The 25311-nt window shown below is 71.0% G+C and carries 24 protein-coding genes and 1 pseudogene; 11 read left to right on the forward strand and 14 right to left on the reverse strand.

Annotated features, from left to right (window positions below):
* On the forward strand, window positions 1-1351 hold a 1351-nt coding region (locus tag ACFKCF_RS51475; RefSeq protein WP_394503412.1), incomplete at its 5' end, for a LamG domain-containing protein.
* Between the two features lie 293 nt (window positions 1352-1644).
* Entirely contained in the window at window positions 1645-1848 is a 204-nt protein-coding gene (locus tag ACFKCF_RS51480) for a hypothetical protein (protein WP_394503548.1), read from the forward strand.
* Between the two features lie 105 nt (window positions 1849-1953).
* On the opposite strand, the pseudogene ACFKCF_RS51485 reads toward ACFKCF_RS51480, so the two are convergent.
* The 3 genes and pseudogenes from ACFKCF_RS51485 to ACFKCF_RS51495 form a co-directional block, all read right to left on the reverse strand.
* Window positions 1954-2295, reverse strand: a pseudogene (locus ACFKCF_RS51485) (NmrA family NAD(P)-binding protein); the annotation flags it as partial.
* Window positions 2292-2615, reverse strand: a complete 324-nt coding sequence (locus tag ACFKCF_RS51490; RefSeq protein ID WP_394503414.1) for an STAS domain-containing protein — start codon at window positions 2613-2615, stop codon at window positions 2292-2294. The gene ACFKCF_RS51490 and the pseudogene ACFKCF_RS51485, both read right to left, overlap by 4 nt.
* 116 nt (window positions 2616-2731) lie before the next feature.
* Window positions 2732-3328 carry a DUF5994 family protein gene (locus ACFKCF_RS51495; RefSeq protein WP_394503416.1) on the reverse strand — a complete coding sequence of 199 codons (597 nt, stop codon included), beginning with the start codon at window positions 3326-3328 and terminating at the stop codon, window positions 2732-2734.
* 154 nt (window positions 3329-3482) lie between these two features.
* Here ACFKCF_RS51495 and ACFKCF_RS51500 point away from each other — a divergent pair, with 154 nt between their 5' ends.
* Window positions 3483-4493, forward strand: coding sequence for a tyrosine-type recombinase/integrase (locus ACFKCF_RS51500; protein ID WP_394503418.1), 1011 nt, complete (start codon window positions 3483-3485; stop codon window positions 4491-4493).
* A 390-nt stretch (window positions 4494-4883) separates the two neighbouring features.
* Here ACFKCF_RS51500 and ACFKCF_RS51505 read toward each other — a convergent pair whose 3' ends face one another.
* The 6 genes from ACFKCF_RS51505 to ACFKCF_RS51530 are packed head-to-tail and all read right to left on the reverse strand — an operon-like array spanning window position 4884 to window position 11113.
* Entirely contained in the window at window positions 4884-6050 is a 1167-nt protein-coding gene (locus tag ACFKCF_RS51505) for a lipid-transfer protein (RefSeq protein WP_394503420.1), read from the reverse strand.
* On the reverse strand, window positions 6047-6451 hold the full coding sequence (locus tag ACFKCF_RS51510) for a MaoC family dehydratase (RefSeq protein ID WP_394503421.1): 405 nt from the start codon (window positions 6449-6451) through the stop codon (window positions 6047-6049). Before ACFKCF_RS51510 ends, ACFKCF_RS51505 begins: the two co-directional genes overlap by 4 nt.
* Window positions 6451-7374 carry a bifunctional MaoC family dehydratase N-terminal/OB-fold nucleic acid binding domain-containing protein gene (locus ACFKCF_RS51515; protein WP_394503423.1) on the reverse strand — a complete coding sequence of 308 codons (924 nt, stop codon included), beginning with the start codon at window positions 7372-7374 and terminating at the stop codon, window positions 6451-6453. Before ACFKCF_RS51515 ends, ACFKCF_RS51510 begins: the two co-directional genes overlap by 1 nt.
* The gene (locus ACFKCF_RS51520; RefSeq protein WP_394503425.1) at window positions 7371-8525 is read right to left on the reverse strand and encodes an acyl-CoA dehydrogenase family protein; all 1155 of its coding nucleotides are present in this window, start codon (window positions 8523-8525) and stop codon (window positions 7371-7373) included. The genes ACFKCF_RS51515 and ACFKCF_RS51520 overlap by 4 nt, the downstream gene beginning before the upstream one ends.
* Window positions 8525-9496, reverse strand: coding sequence for an acyl-CoA dehydrogenase family protein (locus ACFKCF_RS51525; RefSeq protein ID WP_394503427.1), 972 nt, complete (start codon window positions 9494-9496; stop codon window positions 8525-8527). The genes ACFKCF_RS51520 and ACFKCF_RS51525 overlap by 1 nt, the downstream gene beginning before the upstream one ends.
* Entirely contained in the window at window positions 9497-11113 is a 1617-nt protein-coding gene (locus tag ACFKCF_RS51530) for an AMP-binding protein (RefSeq protein ID WP_394503429.1), read from the reverse strand. It abuts the gene before it with no gap.
* A 234-nt stretch (window positions 11114-11347) separates the two neighbouring features.
* Here ACFKCF_RS51530 and ACFKCF_RS51535 point away from each other — a divergent pair, with 234 nt between their 5' ends.
* A complete protein-coding gene (locus tag ACFKCF_RS51535) occupies window positions 11348-11944 on the forward strand; it encodes a TetR family transcriptional regulator (RefSeq protein ID WP_394503541.1) in 597 nt (198 codons plus the stop codon).
* 169 nt (window positions 11945-12113) lie between these two features.
* Here the strand turns inward: ACFKCF_RS51535 and ACFKCF_RS51540 are convergent, their stop codons facing one another.
* Window positions 12114-13073 carry a GlxA family transcriptional regulator gene (locus tag ACFKCF_RS51540; RefSeq protein WP_394503431.1) on the reverse strand — a complete coding sequence of 320 codons (960 nt, stop codon included), beginning with the start codon at window positions 13071-13073 and terminating at the stop codon, window positions 12114-12116.
* Window positions 13074-13151: 78 nt separating this feature from the next.
* Between ACFKCF_RS51540 and ACFKCF_RS51545 the strand changes: the two genes are divergently transcribed.
* The 7 genes from ACFKCF_RS51545 to ACFKCF_RS51575 all read left to right on the forward strand — a co-directional run bounded on the left by ACFKCF_RS51545 (window position 13152) and on the right by ACFKCF_RS51575 (window position 20518).
* Window positions 13152-14093 carry an NADP-dependent oxidoreductase gene (locus ACFKCF_RS51545; RefSeq protein WP_394503543.1) on the forward strand — a complete coding sequence of 314 codons (942 nt, stop codon included), beginning with the start codon at window positions 13152-13154 and terminating at the stop codon, window positions 14091-14093.
* 91 nt (window positions 14094-14184) lie between these two features.
* Window positions 14185-15174 carry a sigma-70 family RNA polymerase sigma factor gene (locus ACFKCF_RS51550; protein ID WP_394503433.1) on the forward strand — a complete coding sequence of 330 codons (990 nt, stop codon included), beginning with the start codon at window positions 14185-14187 and terminating at the stop codon, window positions 15172-15174.
* Between the two features lie 42 nt (window positions 15175-15216).
* On the forward strand, window positions 15217-16335 hold the full coding sequence (locus tag ACFKCF_RS51555) for a steroid 3-ketoacyl-CoA thiolase (protein ID WP_394503435.1): 1119 nt from the start codon (window positions 15217-15219) through the stop codon (window positions 16333-16335).
* 25 nt (window positions 16336-16360) lie between these two features.
* A complete protein-coding gene (locus ACFKCF_RS51560) occupies window positions 16361-17380 on the forward strand; it encodes an MBL fold metallo-hydrolase (protein WP_394503437.1) in 1020 nt (339 codons plus the stop codon).
* A gap of 25 nt (window positions 17381-17405) precedes the next feature.
* Complete coding sequence (locus ACFKCF_RS51565; RefSeq protein WP_394503439.1) at window positions 17406-18086, forward strand: FadR/GntR family transcriptional regulator; 681 nt, start codon at window positions 17406-17408, stop codon at window positions 18084-18086.
* 163 nt (window positions 18087-18249) lie between these two features.
* Window positions 18250-19104, forward strand: coding sequence for a helix-turn-helix transcriptional regulator (locus ACFKCF_RS51570; RefSeq protein WP_394503441.1), 855 nt, complete (start codon window positions 18250-18252; stop codon window positions 19102-19104).
* 466 nt (window positions 19105-19570) lie between these two features.
* Window positions 19571-20518 (forward strand): DNA polymerase ligase N-terminal domain-containing protein, encoded by a 948-nt coding sequence (locus ACFKCF_RS51575; RefSeq protein WP_394503443.1) that lies wholly within the window; start codon window positions 19571-19573, stop codon window positions 20516-20518.
* Window positions 20519-20621: 103 nt separating this feature from the next.
* Here the strand turns inward: ACFKCF_RS51575 and ACFKCF_RS51580 are convergent, their stop codons facing one another.
* From ACFKCF_RS51580 to ACFKCF_RS51595, 4 genes are all read right to left on the reverse strand, one after another.
* Entirely contained in the window at window positions 20622-21572 is a 951-nt protein-coding gene (locus ACFKCF_RS51580) for an aldo/keto reductase (RefSeq protein ID WP_394503445.1), read from the reverse strand.
* 245 nt (window positions 21573-21817) lie between these two features.
* Complete coding sequence (locus ACFKCF_RS51585) at window positions 21818-22798, reverse strand: ABC transporter permease (RefSeq protein WP_394503447.1); 981 nt, start codon at window positions 22796-22798, stop codon at window positions 21818-21820.
* Window positions 22799-22803: 5 nt separating this feature from the next.
* Window positions 22804-24285: a sugar ABC transporter ATP-binding protein gene (locus tag ACFKCF_RS51590; RefSeq protein WP_394503449.1), complete on the reverse strand. Its 1482-nt coding sequence runs from the start codon at window positions 24283-24285 to the stop codon at window positions 22804-22806.
* Window positions 24285-25310, reverse strand: a complete 1026-nt coding sequence (locus ACFKCF_RS51595; RefSeq protein ID WP_394503451.1) for a sugar ABC transporter substrate-binding protein — start codon at window positions 25308-25310, stop codon at window positions 24285-24287. The genes ACFKCF_RS51590 and ACFKCF_RS51595 overlap by 1 nt, the downstream gene beginning before the upstream one ends.
* Window position 25311: the final 1 nt, after the last annotated feature.

Genomic DNA, 25311 nt, shown 5'->3' on the forward strand with positions numbered 1-25311 from the left:
CAACGTGCTGTCGGTACGCAGCAAGGACCGCGCGGGCCAGCTCGGCCCGATCCGCACCTACGTCTTCAACGTCAACAGCGGCAAGGGCCCGAACGGCCACTGGGCCATGAACGAGGGCCAGGGTGGCGTGACCGCCGACGCCACCGGCGCGCATCCCGCCACCCTGTACGGGACGTCGTGGACCACCGGCAAGACCGGCGCGGGGCTGAAACTGGCCAACGCCTACGCGCAGACCTCCGGCCCCGTCACGGACACCGGCCGCAACTTCACCGTCACCGCCTGGGCCCGCCTGACCGGCAACGCCGCCACCGCCACCGTGCTCACCCAGGAAGGCGGCAGGACCGGCGCGGTCTCGCTGCAGTACAGCAAGACCAACGACCGGTGGGCGCTGGTGCTGGCGGGCACGGACGCCGACAACGCGACGACCGTGCGCGCCCTGTCCGAGGCCGCGCCCCGGTTGAACGAGTGGACCCACCTGGCCGGCGTCTACGACTCCGCCGCGCGCCAGGTCTCCCTCTACGTCAACGGCAGGCTCGAATCCACGGTCGCCGCCACCTCACCGTGGAACGCGGCCGGACCCCTCACCATCGGCCGCGGCAAGGTCAACGGCGCGGCGGCGGACCACTGGGCGGGCGACCTCGACGAGGTCCGCGTCTACGGCCGCGCCATGTTCGCCGATGAGCTCGCCGACCTGGTCAACAGCGCTGCCAGGCTGGTCGGCCACTGGACGTTGGACGAGGAGTCCGGCCTGTCGGCCGCCGACTCGTCGGGCAGGGGGACGCCCGCGACCCTGTCCGGCGGGGCCTCGTGGACGGCCGGCTGGCTGGACGGCGCGCTCGCGCTCGACGGAGTCAACGGCTACGCCCAGGCCGGCGGGCCCGCGGTCAACACCAGGACGGGGTTCACCGTGGCCGCCTGGACACAGCTCGACTACCTGCCCACTCGCGACACCGCGGCCGTGGCCCAGCCCGGCAACCGGGCCGCCGGCTTCCAGCTCGGCTTCGACAAGGAGCAGGGCCGCTGGACCCTGGGCATGGCCGCCGCCGACAGCGACACCGCCGCGCTCGCCCGCACCCGCTCGGACGCCATCCCGACCCCGCTGGAGTGGGCGCACGTGGCCGGCGTGTACGACCCGCTCGCCGGTGAGCTGCGCATCTACGTCAACGGCCAGCTGCAGGCCACGACCATCACCGACCACGTCAGCGCATGGAACGCCACCGGCCCGCTCCAGCTCGGACGGACCAAGGCGGCCGGCGCCTTCACCGGCTACTGGCCGGGGATCGTGGACGACGTCCGCACGTACGACGGCGTGCTGAGCGCCGAACAGATCGCTCAGCTGGCCGCCCAGTAAGTCCGCTCAACACCCATCCGCCGGCCGCCGTGAACAGGGCGGCCGGCGACGAGCCGACATGGATGTACTTCTACGACGAGACCTGGTTCCGCCTCCAACGCGGCATGACGTTCCGCCTCCAACACGGCATGACGGAGCTGCATCTCTCGAGCTGGCTCCGAAGCCGCCGACTTGCCGACAGGCGAAGACCTTGCATGCCGGCGATCTCGGCGACCCTGCGCAGCTGGAGCTCGCCGACCGGTCTCTCACGCCCGCCGGAAGTCTTGGGTTCCTGGCGGGCCAGGTGGCCCGCGATGCCGAGGGCCGGCCGGCCGGTGCTGACGGTCTACGTCGTCGACTGGACACCCGACAGGATGCCGCTGCTGGGCGAGGGGGTCGCTCGGGCGGCGGCGAAGCTGGGGGTCGACCCGGTCAAGCCGATCACGCTGCTGGGCGTTGCCGCGCTGGGGGAACCCGACCTGCTGGTCGAAGTCGAGGCCACTGCCGTCATCGACTGAGTCAGGGCGCCGAAGGGGCCAGTCCGTACGTAGACGCCGGGCGAGGAACTGCTCGGACGTCAGCAGTTCCGGATGCTGTCGGCGGAGGGCCGGGATGCCGGTGACGCGCTCGTAGATCTCGGCGACCTCGGGAAAGGGGAGCTCGTCTCCGGCGAGTTCGATCTGCCGGCCGATGAACGTACCGGCGTCGTCGAACGCGTCGGCGGCGAAGACCCCGATGTCGTCGGTGGCGATGAACTGCATCGGCTTGTCCGGCTTGACCGGCAACGCCAGGAGCCGCTCGCCTTCAGCGTCGACGGCGGCGCGATGAACGCCGCGATGACGATCGCGGCCGTCAGTGCCACCTGCCCGGCATGGGCGCAGAGGCGCTGCTGGGCGTACGGGTACGAGATCGCCCGTCGTGTGCCGGGGCCGGAGCCTGAGAACCCTGGGTGGGCATACGATCACGCCACCATGGGCAGGCCGCGCTCCAGACCGGTGATGTGCAGCAGCCGGGACATGAACGGGCGGGGCGCGGTCAGGGCCACGGTGATGCCCATCTGCCGGGCGCGGCGCTGAATGCCGACCAGGACGCCCAGACCACCGGCGTCGCAGAACGTGACCTCGGACAGGTCGAGGATGAGCAGGCTCGTGCTGTAGCGCAGCGTGGCCATGAGCTGCCGGCGAAGCGCTGCACTGGTGAAGATGTCGATGTCGCCGGACAGGTGGACGGTGGTGGGCCTCGATCGGTCAGCCACGCCGAGCGGGGCGGTGTCGATGACGGTCATGGAATGTCTCCTCACTGGAGAAGCTGAAACGGGATGAGATGCCTGCCGGCCGGAAAGCCGGTCTGCCGTCAGAACGGGCGATGCTTGAACCGCTCGATCCGGTCGGCAGGGCCGGGTCACGCCGGCCCTGACGGCCGTGGACTGGAGGAGGGTGCCTCCTGGCCGGCGACCGACCCGCCCTCGTTCTCCCAGCGGGCCAAGCTGTCGGCGGCAATCACGCACACAGGCGCGACGGGCTCGGGCGGCAGGCGCGCGTGGATGAGGATGTCATCGGTAGTCAAGTCGGCAGTGTCGTGGGCGGTGAGCTTGAGCGTGGCTCCGGCGGGGCCGGCGGCCGTATCCGGCGGGATGACCAGCAGGGCGACCGGCTCCGCGGCGGCGAAGAAGAGAACGACCACGTGAGGGTCGGCGTGGCGGAACCAGCCGATGCGGACCTGCCGCCCGCGTGCCGGGATCCGACTCGGGATGCGCTGCCACGCGTCCCGGGACACGCCGACCATCAGCGTGGTCCGCCCCAGCCGCTGGTCGACGGCGGCGATGAGACCGGGCAGCTCGGTGGCCGCGTCGCTAGAGTAAGGCCACCAGGCCCCGTCCACCACGGCTCGCCGATCCAGCACCGGGTGGAGACTGAGCCGTAGCCCGGAATCGACCCGAGGGATCGCCGACGAGACAGGGCTGAGCGGCGTGATTTGCGAAGGAAATGCCGGCGTCATGGTCGCCTGACCTGTCCGGGCCCCTCCGAAAGGGGCCGGTGGTGGTTCGCCGGGGGCGACGCCGACCTGGCTGCCAACGCTCGAAAAGTCCTCGGTGTCTCCATCCTACCTCAGGACTTCCGGAATTCGGTAATTCCGGAAGTAGACTGAGCGGGTGGCTTCCGGAAACACATCCTCAGAGATCCCGCAGCCGGCCGGAGCGGCTTCCGGAAACGTAAGCCGGTCGCGGGCCGTACCGCTCCCCGTCCCCCACGCCGCCGTCCTGGCCGACTACACCGGCGCACTCGAGCGCGCCCCGCTGGCCGACTCCACCAGGACCAAGTACGCCTCCCGGCTGCGCGGCTACCTGGCCTGGCTGGCCGTCCAGGCCGACGCCGGCGCCGGCGCCCTGGACGGCGACCCGCTCAGCGACCCCATCGCGGCCACCGGCGCGGTACGCGACTTCCGGCGCCACCTCAAAAACGGCCGCCGCGCCCCCAACACCATCGACACCTACCTGTCGGCCATCGACGACTTCTACGCCCGCCGCGGCCTCGGCATACCCCAGACCCGCCGCGAACGCGACACCCGCCGCACCGCCCCCCGTTCCCTGGATACCCAGCGCACCCGCCGCTACATCCGCCACGTCCAGCTCACCGCCTCCCCGCGCGACAAGGCCATCGCCCTGCTGCCCTACTACGCCGGCCTGCGCATCTCCGAAGTCGTCGGCCTGGACCTCGCCGACGTACGCCTCTCAGCCCGCAAGGGCGAACTCCGCATCCGCGGCAAAGGCCGCGATGGCGGCAAGATCCGCCTGCTGCCCGTCCACGCCGACCTGCGCCAGGCCGTGAGCGACTGGCTGACAACTCGCGCCGATTGGAAGGGGGCCGACACCCACGCCGCGCTGTTCCTCAACCATCGCGGCGGCCGCCTCAGCGACCGCGCCGCCCGCGACATCATCACCGGCTTCGGTGACGCCGTCGGCCTCAATGACGACCCCGCCGAGCCCTTCAGCCCGCACGTCCTGCGCCACACCTTCGCCACCCAGCTCATCCGCGACGGCACAGACCCCGTCCTGGTCGCCGAACTGCTCGGCCACGGCTCGTTGGACACCACCCGCCGCTACGCCCTGCCCACCGAAACCGACAAAGCCGCCGCCTTGGACGCCCTGATCACCGACCACTGAACAACCAGCTCAGCGACGCTCGCCCTGGTGCTCCATCCGCACGAGATCGTCCCACGACTCGTCATCACCGATCCTGCTCGGGGCACGACGATACGGCCGTCACGATGCCCTCGCCCGTCGCAGGCGCGACCATCCCACGAAGATCATTCTCTGGGCCAATGGCTGTTGCTTCCCAGCGTTGCCAGGCCGCCCGAACGAGGTCCGCACCCAACCGCCGACTGCGGCCTGTCTGGAACTGGTCGGCGCCTGCCGGTCCCGGCGATCGGGCGTGGGTTCGGCGTTGTCCCGTCGGGCAGCGGCAGCCCCGCGGCAAGCCGGTCCGGGGTGGGCGTCAGTCGGCCCACCGCTTCGCCGGTCAACGGGTGGGTGAGCCCCGGCCCACCTACACGCCTACGCGTCGGAGGAGAGGATCAGGCCGCTGGTGGGTACGCCGGTTCCTGCGGTTACCAGGACGTTCCGGACGGCTGGAAGTTGGTTGGCGGCGGTGCCGCGGATCTGGCGGACGGCTTCCGCGATGCCGTTCATGCCGTGGATGTAGGCCTCCCCCAGCTGGCCTCCATGGGGGTTCACGGGCAGGCGGCCGTCCAGCTCGATGGTGCCGTCGCGGAGGAAGTCCGGGGCCTCGCCGCGGGCGCAGAAGCCGAGTTCTTCCAGTTGGGCCAGGACGAACGGGGTGAAGTGGTCGTACAGGATGGCAGTCTGGATGTCTTTGGGCGTTAAACCGGACATGTCCCAGAGCTGGCGGGCGACCACGGCGATCTCGGGGAGGCCGGTCATGTCGTCGCGGTAGTAGCTGGTCATCATCATCTGGCCCGAACCCGCGCCCTGGGCCGCGGCCGTGATCAGGGCGGGTGATCGGCGGAGGTCTCGGGCACGTTCGGCCGAGGTGACCACCAGGGCCACGCCGCCGTCACTCTCCTGGCAGCAGTCGAGCAGGTGCAGCGGCTCGACGATCCATCTGGACGCCTGGTGCTCCTCCAGCGTGATGGGGCGCCGGTAGAACCAGGCGGCGGGGTTGGTGGCGGCGTGGCGGCGCATGGCCACCGCCACCCGGCCGAAGTCCTCCGAGGTCGCGCCGTACGTATGCATGTACCGGCGGGCGAACATCGCCACCCATGCCGCCGGCGTCATCAGCCCGTACGGCACGTGCCAGCTCATCTCCAGCCCCTGGGAGGTGGGCTCGCCGGTCAGGCGGCTGTTCGGCTGGCCGAAGCGGCGGCCCGAACGTTCGTTGAACGCGCGGTAGCAGACGACCGTCCGCGCCATCCCCGTGGCCACGGCCATGGCCGCGTGCGCCACCGTCCCGCAGGCCGCGCCGCCGCCGTACTCGACCCGCGAGAAGAACGTCAGGTCCCCGATCCCCGCCTCCCTGGCGACGGCGATCTCCTGGTTGGAGTCCTGGGTGTAGGTCACCATGCCGTCCACGTCGCCGGGTGAGATCCCGGCGTCGTCCAGGGCCGCCAGTACGGCCTCCGCGGCCAGCCGCAGCTCCGAACGCCCCGACTTCTTGCTGAATTCGGTGGCACCGATGCCCGCGACGGCTGTACGCCCGCTCAACACGGCTTCCCCTCCTCGGCCAGGGCGAAGGTGACGGTCCCTGTGGCGTGGTCGCCCAGGCTCACCTTGCCGCGTACCTCGACCGTGAACCGGCCGTCCTCGCGCGACACGACCGTCCCGTTGAAGCACAGCCGGTCCCCCGCGTACGCCGGGACGCCCAGCTTGACGGCGACTCGCTCGATGACGGCCTCAGGTCCGGCCCAGTCGGTGACGTAGCGCTCGACCAGGCCCATGGTGGTCAGGATGTTGAGGAAGATGTCCTTGGAACCCTGGGCGCGGGCCTTGTCCACGTCATGGTGCACCGGCGTGAAGTCCATGGTGGCCAGGGCCGTGGAGACGACGAAGGTGGGGGTGAGCTCGATGGCCAGCTCCGGCAGCGCGGACCCGATCGCGGTGCCCATCACGCCTCCTCCCTCGGCGCCCACATCGGGAGGATGAGCTGGTCGTCCATCGGCCGGTACGTCACGCGCAACGGCATGCCGACGGCCACCTCCTCGATCGGGCAGTCCACGACGTTGCCGACGATCCGCACCCCCTCGGGCAGCTCCACCACGCCGACCACGAACGGCGTCTCCCGGCCCGGCACCGGCGGGTGGTGGTGCACGACGTAGCTGTAGAGGGTTCCGAGGCCGCTCGCGACCAGGTGGGAGCTGTTGGCCGAGCGGCACTGCGGGCACAGGGGGCCGGGCGGGTGGCGGTGATGGCCGCAGTCGGCGCAGGTCTGGACGCGCAGCTCCCCCTGCCGTACGCCTTCCCAGAAGAACGCGGTGTCCTGGTTGATCGCCGGTTGGAGCGGGTACGCCGGCCGGTCGGCGGCGGGGGCCGCCTTGGTGCGTGGGCGAAATTTCAGGACTCGGAAGAGCATTTCCGCGACCGGCTCGTCGTCCTCGGCGTACCAGGTGACCTTCCAGGTGGCGAAGAAGCCCACCCCCAGCGCCGTCCGCTTGGGCCCGGCCAGGTCCGAGAACCGGGTAGCCGGCGTGAGCCGCTCACCGACCCGCGCGTACCGGTGGTAGGTCTGCTCGCAGTTCGTCGCCACCACGCCCGTGTAGCCGCTCGCGTCGAGCGCGGCGATCATGTCGTCCACCGGCGAACGGTCCTTCGCCGACCGGCGCACGCCCGGCATCGTCCACACCTGGGCCATCGCGGGCGGGGCGACCCCCTTCTCCAGGTACGCCGGGTTCTCGTCGCCCATGGCGTCCAGCCAGTGCCGGATCATGGGGCCGTTCACCGGATCCTGCGCCGGGGTCCCGCGTACCTCCCCCAGTGCCGCCTGCTTGCCCGCGAGCTCGTGCAGCTCCTCGTCGTTCAGCTGGGGGGTCATCGCGGCGGCCTCGGCAGGTTCAGGCCGAGCATGGCGATCAGCTCCCGCTGCACCTCGTTCACCCCGCCGCCGAACGTCAGCACCACCGCCCCCTTCACCCCGTGATCGGTGCGTTCGAGCAGCTCGGCCGTCTCCGGATCCGACGGGTCCCCGTACCTGGCCAGGATGTCGCCGACGATCCTGCCGACCTCCTGCATGCGCTCGGAGCCGTAGATCTTGGTGGCCGACGCGTCGGGGGCGCCGAGCCAGCCGAGGTCCATGTTCGCGGCGACCTGCCAGTTCAGGAGCTCGTTGGTGCGGAAGAAGCCCCACACCCTGGCCAGCGCCCGCCGTACGTCCGGATGGTCCGCCACCCCGGTGCGGCGGGCCCAGGCGAGGAAGCGGTCGTAGGTCTGACCGAGGTTGCCGGCCGGGCCGAGGGTGACGCGTTCGTGGTTGAGCTGGTTGACGATCAGGTCCCAGCCCCGGTCCACCTCGCCGACCACCATGTCCACGGGCACGCGTACGTCGCTGTAGTAGGTCGCGTTCGTGTGGTGGCGGCCGTCCATGGTGACGATCGGCGTCCACGAGAAGCCGGGGTCGTCCGTGGAGGCGATCATCATGGTGATGCCTTTGTGCTTCTTGGCCTCGGGGTTCGTGCGGGCGGCCAGCCAGATGTACTGGGCGTAGTGCGCGCCGCTGGTGAAGACCTTCTGGCCGTTGACGACGTAGTGGTCGCCGTCGAGCACCGCCGTGGTGCGCAGGGAGGCCAGGTCGGTGCCGGCCTCGGGCTCGCTGTAGCCGATGGCGAAGTGGCACTCGCCGGCGAGGATGCGGGGCAGGAAGAGGTCCTTCTGCTCCTGGGTGCCGTACTGCATGAGCGTGGGCCCCACGGTCTGCACCGTGATGATCGGATACGGGACGCCCGCCCGGGCGATCTCGTTGGCGAAGATCTGCTGCTCCAGGGGGCCGTAGCCGCCTCCCCCGTACTCCTTGGGCCAGCCGAGGCCGAGCTTGCCGTCGCGGCCGAGCCGGCGGCAGTGCTCCATGTACGCCCCGCCGAACGGATCTTCGGCGATCTTCCTGCGGTCCTCGTCGGTGAGGCAGCCCTGGAAGTACTCGCGCAGCTCGTCGCGCAGGGCGCGCTGGGCTGGGGTCAGGTCGATCAGCATCAGAGGAGCGCTCCGATCAGGTCGAGCTGGGCGTCGGCGCCGCCGAGCAGGTGGGACAGGTGCTTGGCCTGCGCGAAATAGCGGTGCAGCGGGTACGTGACGTCCAGCCCGAGGCCGCCGTGCAGGTGCTGGCAGGTGTAGAGGGCCCTGCACGCCTCGCTGACGTGGTACGCGGCCAGCGCCAGGTCCTCGTCGGCCGGCAGGTCCTCGGCCAGGCGCCAGGCCGCCGACCACATGGCCACGTCCAGGGCCCGCGCGGCGATGTAGACGTCGGCGATCTGCATCGTCACGGCCTGGAACTCGGCCAGCGCCCGGCCGAACTGCTTCCTCGTCCTGATGTAGTCGGTGGTCAGCTCCAGCGCGCCCGCCAGCACGCCGCTCGCCTGGGCCGCCACGCCCGCCATGAACAGCCGCCGGGCCCCGGTGACCGCGTCGGCCCCCGCGACCCGCTCGGCCGGGGTCGCGTCGAGCACGATCGTGGCGGCGGGCTCGCCGGTGGAGGTGTACTCGGGGGTGGTGGCCGGCGATTCCACCAGGAACAGGCCCTCGTCGGCGGTGACGAGCACCGTGCCGGCGGGGTGCGGCACGGAGACCTTGCGCCCGGTCAGCGCCCAGCCGCCGGCCACGTCCCGGGCGGTCGTCGAAGGCGGGTCGGCCGGCGCTCTGCCGGGCTCGCGGAGCGCGAGGGTCATCCCGCCCTCGCGGCGTTGCTGGTCAAGGGTGCCATAGCGGGCCAAGGTCAGCGTGCTCACCAGCGTGGGCAGTGCGGCCACCGGTGCCGCCCGCGCCCCCACCTCCCGCAGCACCACGGCCAGCTCCACCGGCCCGAGCCCGGCTCCCCCAGCCTCCTCCGGCACGCACACGCTCATGAGCCCGGCCTGCCGCAGCCGCTCCTCGTCCCCTTCCCTGGCCAGTACCTCGGCCGCCAGCTTCCGCAGGTCCTGCTGGGTTTCGTCCAGGTTGAAGTCCATTCACGTCTCCAAGAGGTGTTGCCTGCCGTGCCGTACGAACTCCTCCTCGATCCCCTTGACGTCCGACTCGCTCAGCGGCCGGAGCCCGGAGTCCGACCGCCACCAGACCGGGTCGGCGGTGCGCCAGCCCTCGCGGGCGAGGACCCGCTTGATGACCTTGTGGGAAGGCGTCTGGGGCAAGTGATCAGAAAGGCGGATATATCGGGGTAAGGACTTGGCGCCCAGATCGCGGCGAGCCGCCAGGAACGCCGTGAACGCAACCGGGTCGAAGCCCCCTTCCAGCACCAGCGCCGCCATGACCTGGTCGCCCGCAGCCGGGTCGGGCACCGGGTAGACGGCCGCCTCGACCACCCCCGCGAACTCCCGCAGCGCCGCCTCGATGGGCGCGACCGCCAGGTTCTCGCCATCCACGCGCAGCCGTTCGGTGCCGCGCCCCGCGAAGAACACGTAGCCGTCCCCGTCCGCGTACGCCAGGTCGCCCGACCAGAACGCGCCGTCCCTGATCCGCTCGGCGTCCGCCTCGGGGTCGTTGTAGTAGCCGTCGAACAGCCCCAGCCCCCGCACGTTGACCAGTTCGCCGACGGCCTCGTCCGGGTTGAGCAGGCGGCCGTCCTCGATGCGGCCCGGCGGGCAGGGACGGCCGGTGAAGGGGTCGAGGATCTGCACGCCCTCGGGCAGCCGCCCCAGGCATCCGGGCGGCCCGGACGGATCGGGGGTGAGCGAGATGGCCGTCTCCGTGGAGCCGAAGGCGTCGATCACCCGGCACCCGAACCGCTCCCCGAACCTCCTCGTAGCCACGGCGCTGCCCTCGTTCCCGAACGCGATCCTGAGCGGGTTGTCGGCGTCGTCGGGGCGTTCGGGGGTGGCCAGGACGTAGGAGAGCGCCTTGCCCACGTAGTGCAGGTACGTGCCGCCGTACCGTCTGAGGTCGGGCAGCAGCCCCGACGCCGAGAACCGCCGCCGCAGCGCCAGCGCCGCCCCCGACGCCACGGCCGGGGCGTAGGCGGCCATCAGCGCGCCGGAGTGGAACAGCGGCATCGAGCAGTACACGACGTCCGACGGGGTGAGCAGCGCCGCCAGGCTCAGCCCGGGAAGGGCCATCTTGCGCTGCGTGATCCGCACGGCGCGGGGCCGGCCGGAGGTGCCCGAGGTGAAGATCAGCATCACGAGGTCCTCGGGCGCGGCCTCCGCGGCGGGCGAACTGTCCGCCACGGCGGCGGCGTCCGGGAGGGGCAGCGCCTCCACCCCCAGCGCCTCCACCCCCAGCGCCTCGGACAGCGGCCCGGCCGCCCCGGCGTAGGGCGCGTCCACCAGGAGCAGGTCCACGTCCGTGGCGCGGGCGTCGCGGATCAGCTCGTCGACCGACCGCGTCGGGTTCAGCGCGACGACCACGTGCCCGGACAGCGCCGCCCCGCCCACGAGGAACACCAGCTCTGGAACGTTCTCGCTGAGCACCCCCACGTGCAACCCCGCTCCGCGCCCGGACAGCCAGGCCCCGGCGGCGCGGCACGCCGTCACGTGCTCGCGCCACGACCACGTCGTGTCCTCGAACATCAGCCCAGGTCGATCGTCGTCGGCCCGTGCACGGAGCAGGGCCGCCAGCGTGTTCGCCGCCATCCGGGGCCTCCACCAAGCGCTCGGTCAGCCGAATCGCAAACTAGAACAGATTCTAATATCTGTCCAGTGCCCGCCTATCCTGATAAGTCGCGACATACCGCTGTAACGCCATAGACATGGGCCTATAGGGCTTCTTTGTGACCCGCGAGTAACAAGCCACGTCATCGAGAAATCAGATAACGTGTTCTTATGCGTACCACGCACGCCGCGCCCTCCAGCGACACCGAGGGGACCATGGAGAGCCACCCCACGCCGGGCGGGCACAGCGTCCGTACGCGTAGCCAGCATCAACGCCGCAAGCGCATCGTCCAGGCCGCCGCCGCGCTGGCCTCGCGCGGCGGCGTCGAAGCCATGCAGATGCGCACGGTGGCCGAGCGCGCGGGCGTGGCGCTTGGCACGCTCTATCGCTACTTCCCGTCCAAGATGGACCTGGTGGTGGCGGTGGTGGGCGAGGAGATCGACCTCCTCGAGAGCAGCATCGAGCGGCGTCCGCCCGGGGCCACCACGCCGTCGAGCCGCGCGGTGGACGTGCTCATGCGGGCGACCCGCGGGCTGATGCGCGAGCCGGAGCTGGCCGACGCGCTCATCCGCTCGCTGATCATGGCGGAGGTGCAGACGCCGTTCGGGGAGCGCATCACGGGGCTGCTGCTGCGGGTCTCGGCCGACGGCCTGACCCTCGAGGACGCCACCGAGGAGCAGGCCGACCTCGCGGGGTCGCTGGCCAGCGTGTGGGTGCAGGAGCTCCTCGAGATGCTCCGCGGCCGCCGCACCTACGACCAGATCCAGCGCCGCATCGAAACCGCCGCCGCAAGACTTCTCGCCGACATCTGACCCCGCCGCACTTCGGCAGAAGAGCAAACCCATACGTTACGGCTGCGCACGGGCAGGCCACCCGCCGTACTTCCTGAGGACCCTCCAGGAAACGGCTGCTGACCCTTCAGTGGCGCGCCGCCGTTACGGCGCGCACAGTGGGCCGCCTCAGTGGTGTCCGGTCGGCCCGTCACCTCATGTGGAACGTGCGCCGATATGCATGCGGCGAGACCCCCACCGCCGTCTGCAGGTGCTGCCGGAACGAGGCCGCCGTCCCGAAGCCGGCGCGGTCCGCGATGCGGTCCACCGGCAGGTCGGTGCTCTCCAGCAGGTGCCTGGCCAGCGCGATCCGCTGCTGCGTCAGCCACTGACCCGGGCTCAGCCCCACCTCCTGCCGGAAGTGCCTGGTGAACGTGCGCCTGCTCATCCCCGCGTGATCGGCCAGGTCGTCCAGCCGGAGCGGCGTGCCCAGCCGTCCCAAGGCCCAGGCCCGGGTGGGGGCGGTGCCGACGCTGGACGGCTCGGGCACCGGGTGCTCGACGTACTGCGCCTGGCCGCCGTCCCGCCACGGCGGCACCACGCACGCCCTGGCCACCTGGTTGGCGACCCGGCTGCCGTGGTCGCGGCGGACGAGGTGGAGGCAGAGGTCCACCCCGGCCGAGGCGCCGGCCGAGGTGAGCACGTCGCCGTCGTCCACGAACAGCACGTCCGCGTCCAGCCGCACCTTCGGGAACGCGGCGGCGAACCGCTCGGCGTGCCGCCAGTGCGTGGTCGCCGGACGGCCGTCGAGCAGCCCGGCCGCCGCCAGCACGTACGTGCCGATGCAGATGGAGACGATCCGGGTGCCGGGCCGGATCCGGGCCAGCGCCGCGGCCAGCCCGGCGGGCAGCGAGTCGGCGCCCGTGAGCCCGGCGTACCACTCGGCGGCGGGCACCACCACCGTGTCGGCGTCGGCCAGCACGCTCGCGTCGTGCTCGACGGCGATGGAGTAGTCGGCGGCCGTGGCGACGGGACGGCCGTCGACCGTGCAGGTGACCACGTCGTAGAGCGGCTCGCCGCCGGCCCCCTGCGCGACGAGGAAGATCCTGGACGGCACGCTCAGCTCGAACGGGATGACCCCGTCGACGGCGAGGACGGCGACGCGATGCATGGCCCGATTTTTACACAGCATGACCTTTGGGCCACTCGCGGGCTCGGCCCCGGACCCAGCAGGCTGGGTCCCATGAAGATGAAAGCGATCATCCAGGACGTCCTGGGCGGCCCTGAGGTTCTGAAGACGGTGGAGCTCGACCGGCCCGTTCCCGGCCCGACCGAGGTGCTGGTGCGGGTGGAGGCGGCCGGGCTGAACCCGACCGACTGGAAGACCCGCGCGAGCGGCGGCTTGCTGCGCGACGAGCTGCCGTTCGTGCTCGGTTACGACGTCTCCGGCGTGGTCGAGGAGTCGGGCGTCGGGCAGGCGCTCTACCAGCCGGGCGACGAGGTGTTCGGCATGCTCAAGTACCCGGACGCGCACGGCGCCTTCGCCGAGTACGTCACCGCGCCGTCCCGCCACTTCGTGCGCAAGCCCGCCACCGTCGACCACGTCCAGGCGGCCGGGATCCCGCTCGCGGGGCTGACCGCGTACCAGGCGCTCGTGGACGTCGCCGGGCTGAAGGGCGGCCAGCGCGTCCTGGTCCACGCCGCCGCGGGCGGGGTGGGGCACCTGGCGGTGCAGATCGCCAAGGCGCGCGGCGCGTACGTGATCGGGACGGCCAGCGCGGCCAAGCACGAGTTCCTGCGCGATCTGGGCGCCGACGAGCTGGTCGACTACCGCAACGAGGACTTCGCCGAGGTCGTGCGGGACGTGGACGTGGTACTCGAGACCATCGGCGGCGACTACGGGCCGCGTTCGCTGCGCACCCTGCGCAAGGGCGGCACGATCGTCTCGCTGGTGCTCAGCAATCTCGACCCGGCCCTGGACCGGCAGGCGGCCGAGCTGGGCATCCGCTCGGAGGCCATGCTGGTGGAGCCCGACCACGCCGCGATGCGCGCGCTCGCGGCCCTGGTCGAGGCGGGGCGGCTGCGGGCGGAGATCGCCGCCGTCCTGCCGCTGGAGGAGGCCGCCAAGGCCCACGAACTCGGCGAGACGAACCGGGTCAGCGGCAAGATCGTTCTGACCGTTCCCCACTGATTCATGGTCATTTCTTTGGGTCCTTAAATGGTTGGCCTTAATCGCGGTCAAAGTCGCCAGTCTGTCGGTGCCGCCGTCTATACAAGGAGGTATGACCGACAAGCCGACGAACGAGGAGTTCCTCCGACAGGCTGACCCGATGCGGCGCGAGCTGCTGGCGCACTGCTACCGGATGATGGGCTCGGTGCACGACGCCGAGGACCTCGTCCAGGAGACGTATCTGCGCGCGTGGCGGGCCTATGAGGGCTTCGAGGGACGTTCCTCGTTGCGCACGTGGCTCTATCGCATCGCCACCAGTGCCTGCCTGACCGCGCTCGACAGCCGGAACAGGCGGCCGCTGCCCACCGGTCTCGGTGCCCCCAGCACCGAGCCGACCGCTCCCCTGGTCTCGGACCACGAGGTGCCGTGGCTGGAGCCCGTGCCCGACGCTCTCGCGGGCGTCGGCGGCGACGACCCCGCCACGATCGTGACCGCCCGCGAGAGCATCAGGCTCGCCCTGATCGCCGCGCTGCAGCACCTGCCGCCGCGGCAGCGGGCGGTGCTGGTGCTGCGTGACGTGCTCAGGTGGAAGGCCGCCGAGGTGGCCGAGGCGCTGGAGACGTCCACCGCGGCCGTCAACAGCATCCTCCAGCGGGCCCGCGCACAGCTCAACGAGGTGCAGCCGAACATCGACGACCCGGTCGAGCCGCTGTCGGCCGAGCAGCAGGCCCAGCTCGACCGCTATGTCGCGGCGTTCGAGAACTACGACGTCGACAGCCTGGCCCACCTGTTCACCAAGGACGCGGTCTGGGAGATGCCGCCGTACGTCGGCTGGTACCAGGGGCCCGAGGCGATCATGGAGCTCACCAGGACGCAGTGCCCGGCCGAGCGCCCCGGCGACCTCAAGCTGATCCCGATCGCCGCCAACGGGCAGCCGGCGTTCGCGGTGTACCACCGCCAGAACGGCGTCTACGGGCAGTTCGCGATCATGGTGCTGACGTTCGCCGGGGAGCAGATCAGGCACGTCGGCATGTTCTTCGAGGAGAGCCTGTTCGAGACGTTCGGGCTGCCGTCGACGCTGGAGGGTTCCACGGCAAAGTAGAACGCGTTACAGTTTCGCCAGAGCATCGTTCTGGAGGCGACTGTGGGCACACCTGTGATCGTCGAGGCCGTACGCACTCCCATCGGCAAGCGAGCAGGCTGGCTGGCCGGGCTCAAACCGCAACAGGTTCTGGCAACCGCGCTGAACGGGCTCGTCGAGCGGTCGGGGCTCGATCCGGCGGCCGTCGAGCAGGTGTTCGCCGGGTGCGTGACGCAGGCGGGCGAGCAGGGCGGGCATGTCGGGCGCTACTCGTGGCTCTATGCCGGGCTGCCGTACCGGACCGGGGTGACGACGGTGGACGCGCAGTGCGGGTCGTCGCAGCAGGCGGTGCACCTCGCGGCGGCGATGGTGCGCGCGGGCGTGATCGAGGCCGGCATCGGGTGCGGCGTCGAGGTGATGAGCCGGGCGCCCCTCGGCAGCAACGTGCGGCCCGCCACGGCCAAGCCGGACGACTGGAGCATCGACCTGCCCGACCAGTTCACCGCGGCCGAGCGGATCGCGCGGCGGCGCGGGCTGACGCGGGAGCGGCTCGACTGGCTCGGGGCGCGTTCCCAGCGGCTGGCGGCCAAGGCGTGGGCCGACGGGCGGTTCGAGCGCGAGATCGTGCCCGTCGGGGACGTACGCAGGGACCAGGGCTTACGCGAGACCACGGTCGAGACCCTGGCCAACCTCAAGCCCGTCGCCGAGGGCGCCCTCCACACCGCGGGCACCTCGTCGCAGATCTCCGACGGCGCCGCGGCGGTGCTGGTGATGAGCGAAGAGGCGGCCGCCAGGCACGGGCTGCGGCCCAGGGCGCGGATCCTGGCGCAGGCGCTCGTCGGCGCGGAGCCGTACTATCACCTGGACGGGCCCGTGGAGGCGACGGCCAAGGTGCTGGCGGCGGCCGGGATGACGATCGGCGACATCGACAGGTTCGAGGTGAATGAGGCGTTCGCATCGGTGGTGCTGTCGTGGGCGGGCGCGCACGAGCCCGACTTCGACCGCGTCAACGTCAACGGCGGCGCGATCGCGCTCGGCCATCCGGTCGGCGCCACGGGCGCGCGGCTGATCACCACGGCGCTGCACGAGCTGGAGCGGTCGGACTCGGCGACCGCGCTGGTCACGATGTGCGCCGGCGGGGCGCTGGCCACGGCCACCATTCTCGAGCGGGCCGGCCGGTGACACTTATCACCCGATCGGGGGGCGCATGAAGAGCAGACGCAGGCCGTACGCGGAGCAGCGGCCGCAGGATCTCGGCGGCGGGGTGTGGAGCGTGCCGGTGCCGATCCCGGGCAACCCGCTTGGCTACACGCTCGTCTACGCCCTCGAATCCCCCAAGGGGCCGGTGCTGGTCGACGCCGGGTGGAACCATCCGGAGGCCTGGGACGCGCTCAGCGGCGGCCTCGCCGCGCTCGGGATCGACGTGAGCACGGTGAGCGGGGTGGTCGTCACCCATTTCCATCCCGACCACGCCGGGCTCGCGGGGCAGGTCAAGGACGCCTCCGGCGCGTGGATCGCGATGCACGAGGACGACGCGGCGCTGGTCAGGCTCATGCACGACTACGCGGCCGAGGAGCACGAGAGCTTCCAGTCCGACATGCTCAGGCGGGCCGGGGCCGATCCTGGCGAGGTGCGGCAGGCGGTGAGCCGGCCTACCCCGCCGGCGCTGCCCGACCGCCGGTTACGTGACGGGGACCTGGTGGATCTGCCCGGCCGCAAGCTCCGGGCCGTCCACACGCCCGGCCACACTCCCGGGCACATCTGCCTGCATCTGGAGGACGCCGACCGGCTGTTCACCGGCGACCACGTCCTCCCCGACATCACCCCCCATGTCGGGATTTATCCGTATGACCGGGACGATGTCGATCCCTTGGGTGATTTCCTGGACTCCTTGGACCGGGTCGCCGAGCTGGGGCCCCTCGACGCATTGCCCGCACACGAATGGATATTTCCTGATGTGGCCGCGCGAGCTGTCGAGATCCGCCACCATCACGATGAGAAGCTCGTACGGCTGCGCGCCCTGATGGCCCAGCGGCCGGAACCGCTGACCATCTGGGAGGTCGCCGCGATGATGACGTGGAACAGGCCCTGGGACGACCTGTCCCCAGCGCTGAGAGGCATGGCGGCCGGGGAGGCCGCGGCGCATCTGCGCGCCCTGGAGGCCCGGGGCGAAGTTCGCCGGGTCCCCGGTGTCAATCCGGTCCGGTTCCAGGCTCTAGACTCCTAGACATCCGATGTCTAGGGGGAGAAGCGTGGCGGTCACCGACGCGGCCATCGACAAGATCAAACAGATGATCCTCTCGGGCGAGCTGGTCCCCGGCGACCGGTTGCCCAAGGAGGCCGACCTCGCCGAGCGGCTCGGCCTGTCACGCAACTCGTTGCGCGAGGCCGTGCGCGCCCTGTCCCTGATCAACGTGCTCGACGTACGTCAGGGCGACGGCACGTACGTGACCAGCCTGGAGCCGCGGCTGCTGCTGGACACCATGTCGTTCGTGCTCGACCTGCACCGCGACGACACAGTGATCCAGTTCTTCGAGGTCAGGCGCATCCTGGAGCCGGCCGCGACGGCGATGGCGACCGAGCTGATGACCGATGCCGAGGTCGAAGAGCTGCGCGTGATCCTGGAGTCCCTGCCCGGCGAGCCGACGGTCGAGGAGCTGGTGGCCAACGACCTCGAGTTCCACCAGCGGATCGCGCGGGGCTCGGGAAACAGCGTGCTCTGCTCGTTCATCGAGAGCCTGTCAGGTCCGACCACTCGGGCCAGGATCTGGCGCGGGCTCACCCAGGAGGGGGCGATGGAGAAGACGCGGGAGCAGCACACCGCGATCTACGAGGCCATCGCCGCCCGCCAGGCCGACGTGGCCCGGTCCTGGGCGACCGTGCACGTGGCGGGTGTGGAGTCGTGGCTGCGCAAGGCGCTCGATCTCGACTGACCCCGCTACCAGGGGTAGGTGCCGCCCTGCTCGCTGAGGAAGACGCCGGTCGGATCGACGGTCCCTGGTCGCTGAGCCGGGCCGCAAACGAACGGAAGAGCAGCGCTGAGCCCTGGATTGACGGTCCCTGGTTACGGTGGCGCGGGCCAGGCATCCTGAAGTCATGGACCGGATCAACAGGGCCGACCTGGCGGGATTCCTGCGCAGCCGCCGCGAACTGGTGCGGCCGTCCGACGTGGGCCTGGAAGGCGGCAAGCGCCGCCGCACGCCCGGGCTGCGGCGGGAGGAGGTCGCCCGGCTGGCCGGCATGTCCGTCGACTACTACGCCCGCCTGGAGCAGGCCCGCGGACCGCGGCCGTCGCGCCAGATGCTCGGCGCGATCGCCAGGGCGCTGCGACTGAACAACGACGAGCGTTCCCACCTGTACTACCTGGCCGGGGAGCCGCCCGGACCGCCCTCCGGCCCGCCACAGGATGTCAGGCCGGGCGTGCTCCACCTGCTCGACCGGCTGGACGACACCCCGGTGCTCGTGTCGGATGCCAAATACGACGTGCTGGCCTGGAACCCCCTCGCCGCCGCTCTGCTCACGGACTTCTCCGTGCTGCCGCCCGGCGAACGCAACCTCATGTGGCGCTACTTCACCGACCCTCGGGCCCGGGACCGCCACGACCCCGAGGGCGCGTGGCGGTTCGCCAGGGAGTCGGTGGCCGACCTGCGGGCCGCCGCCGCCCGCTACCCGGACGACCCCGGCATCCGCCGGCTCGTCGACCGGCTGCTGGCCGGCAGCGCCGAGTTCGCGGAGCTGTGGACCGGGCACGACGTCACCGTCCGCAGGTCCGCGCGCAAGCGGATCAACCATCCGGCCGTGGGGTGGCTGGAGCTGGACTGCGAGACGCTGCACGTGCCCGAGGGCGACCAGTGGATCGTCCTCTACACCGCGGCGCCGGGGTCGCCGTCGTACGAGGCGCTGCGACTCCTCAAGGTCATCGGCACCCAGAACCTCTCGCACTCACCCTGAACCCACCCATCCCAGCCCAACGCCCAGCGCAGCCTCCAGGCGCCGAACACACCCGGCGCGACACAGAGCAGCCCGACACGTCCAGCAAAGCCCCTCCCGACGCGGCAGCACGCAGCCAAGACGGCCGGGCGCGGCGCGACCCAGCCTGGTGCGGCTCGATACGGCCCGGCACGTCGCCGCCCGATACGGCGCAGGGCAGCGCGGCACAGCCAAGCGCAGCCGGCCGGCCGGCCCAGCACCCAACCTCAACTCCGCGGAGCCCAGCACAACGGCCCGCCCCACAGCGCTGCCCAGCACGACGGCCCGCGCAGCGGGGGCTCGGCACGGCGCACCCCGGCCCGACGGCGACTCGCACGGCGGCGCTGGGCGCGTTCGAAGGCGCGCTCAGGGTTGCGCTTGGTCGGCGGGATCCGGGTGCCGTACCCGCTGGTGGTCTGGGAGAGTACGGGCGGGTAGTAGCCCTGTCGTGGCCGACAAACTGGAGCGATACCGGAGCAAACGCGACGCCAGCCGCACCCCCGAGCCCATCCCCCCATCCCCGCCCCCCTCCGAGGACGGCAACGCGTTCGTCATCCAGGAGCACCACGCCCGATCCCTCCACTGGGACCTGCGGCTCGAGCGCGACGGTGTCCTGGTGTCCTGGGCCGTCCCCAAGGGCCTGCCCGCCGACCCCGACACCAACCACCTGGCCGTGCACACCGAGGACCACCCGATGGAGTACCTCACGTTCCACGGCGAGATCCCCAAGGGCGAGTACGGCGGCGGCACGATGACCATCTGGGACACCGGCACGTACGAGACGGAGAAGTGGTCGGACCGCGAGGTCAAGTTCGTCCTGCACGGAGAGCGCGCCTCGGGGCGGTTCGTCCTGTTCCGGACCCGAGGCCAGAACTGGATGATCCACCGCATGGACGCCCGGGCCCGCGAACCGTTCCCACCACCCGAACCCATGCTCCCGACCGAACGCGCCAAGCCCCCGAAGGACGTCTCGGCCTACGCCTTCGAGTTCGCGTGGGGTGGCCGCCGCCTGCTCGTCCCCATCGAGGGCGGACGCACGACGGCCGCGCGGGAGCACCCGTGGTTGCGAGGGCTCGCGGAGTCGTTCGGCAGTCGTACGGCGATGCTGGACGGAGAGGTGGCCACGCTCGGAGGCGCGGAGATCCTGGTCTTCTACGACCTGCTGTACGACGACGGCCGCTCCCTGGTCGACGAGCCCTACACGGCCCGGCGAGCGGCGTTGGACGCGCTGGAGCTGGCGGGTGCCCATTGGCAGACCGCTCCCTCGTGGCCGGGCGAGGCGGGCCCGGTCCGTCAGGCCGCCCGCGAACAGGGCCTGCCCGGGATCATGGCCAAACGCCTCGACTCGGCGTACGAGCCCGGGCCCTCGAAGTCCTGGCTGTACATCCCCTCCTGAGCCCTCCCCGCCCTGGTCAGGGGACGGACGCTGAGCCCCCTGCTGAGTCCTCCCTCCGATCAGCGGACGGACGCTGAGCACCGCCGGGCTCACCGCCTCGCCGTCACTCCTTGGGCAGCAACCCCTCTGCCATCAGCTCGTCCCACACCGCTTCCGGGACCGGGCGGGACAGCAGGGTGGCGTTCGCGGTGACCTCCTCGGGTGAGCGGGCCCCCAGGACGACCGAGGCGACGGCCGGGTGGCGGAGGGGAAAGGCCATGGCCGCCTGGGGCAGCGTGGCGCCGTGGCGTTCGCAGATCTCCGCGATCCTCGTCGCCCTCTCCATCACCGGCGCCGGGGCGGGCTCGTAGTTGTACGTGCCGGTCGGCCGCGGAGTCGCCAGGATGCCGCTGTTGAAGACGCCCGCCGCCAGCACCCTGACCCCGCGGCGCGCGCACTCCTCCAGGAGCGGCAGTCCCGACTGGTCGAGCAGGGTGTAGCGGCCCGCGAGCATCACGACGTCGACGGAGGTCTCCTGGACGAAGCGCAGCGGTGCCTGCCACTGGTTCATCCCGACACCGATGGCCTTCACCACGCCCTGCGCCCTCAGCTCTGCCAGCGCCGGGTACGCCTCCGCCAGCGCCTGGTCCATGTGGTTGTCCGGGTCGTGAATGAGCGCGATGTCGACGGCTGGGAGGCCCAACCGTCCCAGGGACTCCTCCAGGGATCTGCGTACGCCGTCACCGGAGAAGTCCCACACCCGCTGGAGATCGGCGGAGACGTCGAAGCCCTGCTCGTCGCGGCCGTCCGATGACGAGGCGGGCACCAGCAGGCGGCCGACCTTGGTAGACAGGACGTAGCCCGAGCGGTCCTTGAGCGCGGCACCGAGGCGACGCTCCGACAGGCCGAGCCCGTAATGGGGCGCGGTGTCGAACAGGCGCACCCCGGCGTCCCACGCCGCGTCGACCGTGGCACGCGCCTGCTCCTCCGTCACCTCGTGGAACAGGTTGCCGATCGGTGCCCCGCCGAAGCCGTGCCGCGACACCTCGACCCCGCCGCCGTCACGCCCGTTCATCGCACCACCGTCACGCCCACCCGGCACATCACCGTCACGCCCGTTCATCGCACCACCGTCACGCCCACCCGGCACATCACCGTCACGCCCGTTCATCGCACCACCGTCACGCCCACCCGGCGCACCACCGTCACGCCCGTCCATAGCACCACCGTCACGCCCACCCGGCGCACCACCGTCACGACCGCTCGGAGATCTGTCCGGCGGGTCGCTGTCCGGTCCGGCCGGAGGTTCGTCGAGCCCGTTCAATCCTGTGCCTTTCCGCCCGCGATCCGGCTGATCATCAACGCGATGAGGATGATCCCGCCATAGATCACCGGCTGCCAGAAGCCTGAGACGCCGATGAGCGTCAGGATGTTCTGCACCAGGCCGATCACGAGCACGCCGGTGAGCGCGCCCAGGATCGTGCCCTTGCCGCCGTCCATGCTCACGCCGCCGATGACCGCCGCCGCGAACACCATGAAGATCCACCCGACGCCCTGGTTGTTGCCGATCCCCCCGAGGCGGCCGGTCTCCAGGATCCCGGCGAGCGCCGCGAGCGTCCCGCCCAGGATGAACACCCCGTACAGCACCCGATCCACCCGGATGCCGGCGGCGCGGGCGGCGTCGGTGTTGCCGCCGATCGCGTAGAGCGCGCGGCCGAGCCGCAGGTAGCCCAGGCCGAAGATGCCCGCCGCGAACAGCACGCCGGCGATCCAGATGGCCGCCGGCAGGCCGAGCCACATGGCGCTGCCCAGGTAGAGGATCGAGTCGGGAAGCTGGAACAACGTCTTGCCCTCGGTCGGCCCCTGCAGGAGGCCGTGCACGATGATCAGCATGGCCAGCGTCACGATGAACGCCGACAGCTGGAACCTGATGATCAGGAAACCGTTGAACGCCCCGATGGCCGCGCCGATCAGCAGGGCCAGCGGGATCACCAGCGCGCCGGGCAGCCCGAGGCCGAACCCGCCGGCGGCCGCCGGGATCACCAGCATCACCGCGATGGCCGGCGCGGTGCCGACCGTCGACTCCAGCGACAGGTCAAACTTGCCGGCGATGAGGATCATCGCCTCCGCCAGCACGACGAGCGAGATCGCCGCCTGCTGCTGGAGCACGTTCGTGAGGTTGCCCGCGGTCAGGAAAGTCGGGTCGAGGAACGCGCCCACGACGAGCAGGATCACGATCACCGGCACCAGGGTCAGGTCACGGAACCTGGCCAGGCGCACCCGTGGGACCGGCGCAGTCATAGTGGTCAATCTTCTATGCCCTCCATCACGGCCACGAGCTCGTGGTCCGTCCAGCCACGCGGCATGTCCTTGACGACCCTGCCGTGGAACATCACCAGCACCCTGTCGCAGATCCGCAGGTCGTCGAGCTCGTCGGAGACCACGACGGCGCCCGCGCCTCGCTCGACCGCGTCCTCGACGGCGCCGAGCAGGGCCTGCTTGGCCTTGACGTCGACGCCGGCCGTCGGGTTGATCACGACCAGCACCGTCGGGTCGTCCACGAGGGCCCGCGCGAACACGACCTTCTGCGCGTTCCCCCCGGACAGGTCACCGACCGGCTGGTCAGGACCTTCCGTCTTGATGTCGAGATTGTTGATCATCTCGTTGGCCCTGGTCCGCACGCGGGCCGGCGACACGATGCCGTACCGGCCCAGCTTGCGGGCGATCGGGAACGTGGCGTTCTCCCCCACCGAGAGCAGCGGGACGAAGCCCTCGTGGTGGCGGTCCTCCGGCACGAACCCGAGGCCCGCCTCCATGGCGGCGGGCACGTCGCCCGGTCTGACCCGGGTGCCGTTGACCGTGACCGTGCCGGAGTCGGCCCTGCGGAGCCCGACGAGGGTCTCGGCCAGGCCGACCTTGCCGCTGCTCGCGGAGCCGGCCAGGCCGACGACCTCGCCCGATTTAACGGAAATATCGACATCTGCGTAGCGGCCGCCGAGCGAGAGGCCCTCCCCCGACAGCACGACCCTGTCGCCGGGTGTGCGGGAGCGGGACTCGTACGCCGTCGTGGCCTCCCCCGTCATCGCGGCGACCAGCTCGTCGTGGGGGAGGTCGGCGACCGGCCTGGTCACGATGTGCCGCGCGTCGCGGAAGACCGTGACGCTCTGGCAGATCTCGTAGACCTCGTCGAGGTGGTGGGAGATGTACATCATCGTGACGCCCTGCTCGCGCAGTGAGCGCATGCGCGCGAACAGCCGCTCGATGGCCGGGCCGTCGAGCCGGGCGGTCGGCTCGTCGAGGATGATGAACCTCGCCCCGAACGACAGCGCCCGAGCGATCTCGACGAGCTGGCGCTGCTCGACGGTCAGATCACCGGCCAGCGCCTGCGCGTCGACGTCCACCTCGTACGTGTCCAGCAGCTCGCGCGCCCTGGCCCGCAGCGCGCGCCAGTTGATCCTGGCGCCCCTAGCCGACTGGCGGTTGAGGAAGAGGTTCTCGGCGACCGTCAGCGCGGGGATGATCGTGGACTTCTGATAGACGCAGGCGACGCGCTGCCGCCAGGCGTCGCGGTCGGCGAGGGGGGGCGCCGCCTCTCCCGAGAACAGCACCTCGCCCTCATCGGCCGGCTGGAGCCCGGTGAGGATCGACACGAGGGTGGACTTCCCCGCGCCGTTCCTGCCGACGAGCGCATGGGTCTCGCCCCCGGCGATCGCGATCCCCGCGCCGTTCAGCGCGACAGTGGGTCCGAAGCGCTTGACGACGTTTCGGGCTTCAACGTGATTTTTCATCACTTGACCTGATTACCCCAAAGGCCCTTGTCGTCCACGTTGTCCTTCGTCACGAGCGGCGCGGGGAGCTGGTCCTCCAGGCCGTTCGGCAGCTGGATGATGTTGCTGTCGTGGTCGGTCGGTCCGGGCTTGAACGTCTTGCCCTCCAGGGCGGCCTTGGCGTAGAAGACCGCGTACCTGGCATAAAGGTCGGCCGGCTGCGACACCGTGGCGTCGATGTCGCCCTTGCGGATCGCCTCGAGCTCCTCCGGGATGCCGTCGTTCGACACCACGAAGACGTGCTTGGCGTCGCCCGGCGGGACGAGCAGGCTCTTCTGCTTCAGCACCTGCAGCGTCGGCGCCAGGTGCACGCCGCCGGCGTGCATGTAGATGCCCTTGATGTCAGGGTTCTGCTCCAGGCGGGTCTGCAGCATCGACGCGGCCTTGGTGCCCTCCCACTCCGTGGGCTCGCTGAACACGGTGATGCCGGGGAACTTGGACTTCATGCACTCCAGGAACGCCTCCGACCTGTCACGGCCGTTGACGGAGCTGAGCGCGCCCTGGAGCTGCACGACCTTGCCCTTGCCCCCCAGCTTCTCACCGAGGAACTCGCAGGCTTTGGTCCCGTACGCGCGGTTGTCGGCGCGTACGACCATGTAGACCTTTCCCTTGTCCGGACGGGTGTCGACGCTCACGACGGGGATCTTCTTGTTCTCCAGCTGCTGCAGCGTGTTGGCGATGGCACCGGTGTCCTGGGGGGCCATGATGATCGCCTTGGCGCCCTGTCCGACCAGCGCCTGCACGTTGTTGACCAGCTTGGAGACGTCGTTCTGCGAGTTGGTGGGCGGCATGAGGTCCACCTTGTACTCGCTGGCCATCTGCGGGACGTACTTGATGTAGGAGTTCCAGAAGTTGGAGTCGGCCCGTGGGTGGTCGATGCCGACCTTCCCGCCGCCGCCCTCTCCTCCGGCTGTTGTCGTGCCCGAGCCACACGCGGTGACGACCGCCAATAGGGCCGCCGTCGCGACCGCCGATCCGAACTTCATG

Origin of the sequence: Nonomuraea sp. JJY05 (assembly GCF_043496855.1) — a bacterium.
In the GTDB taxonomy this organism is placed as follows: Bacteria; Actinomycetota; Actinomycetes; order Streptosporangiales; family Streptosporangiaceae; genus Nonomuraea.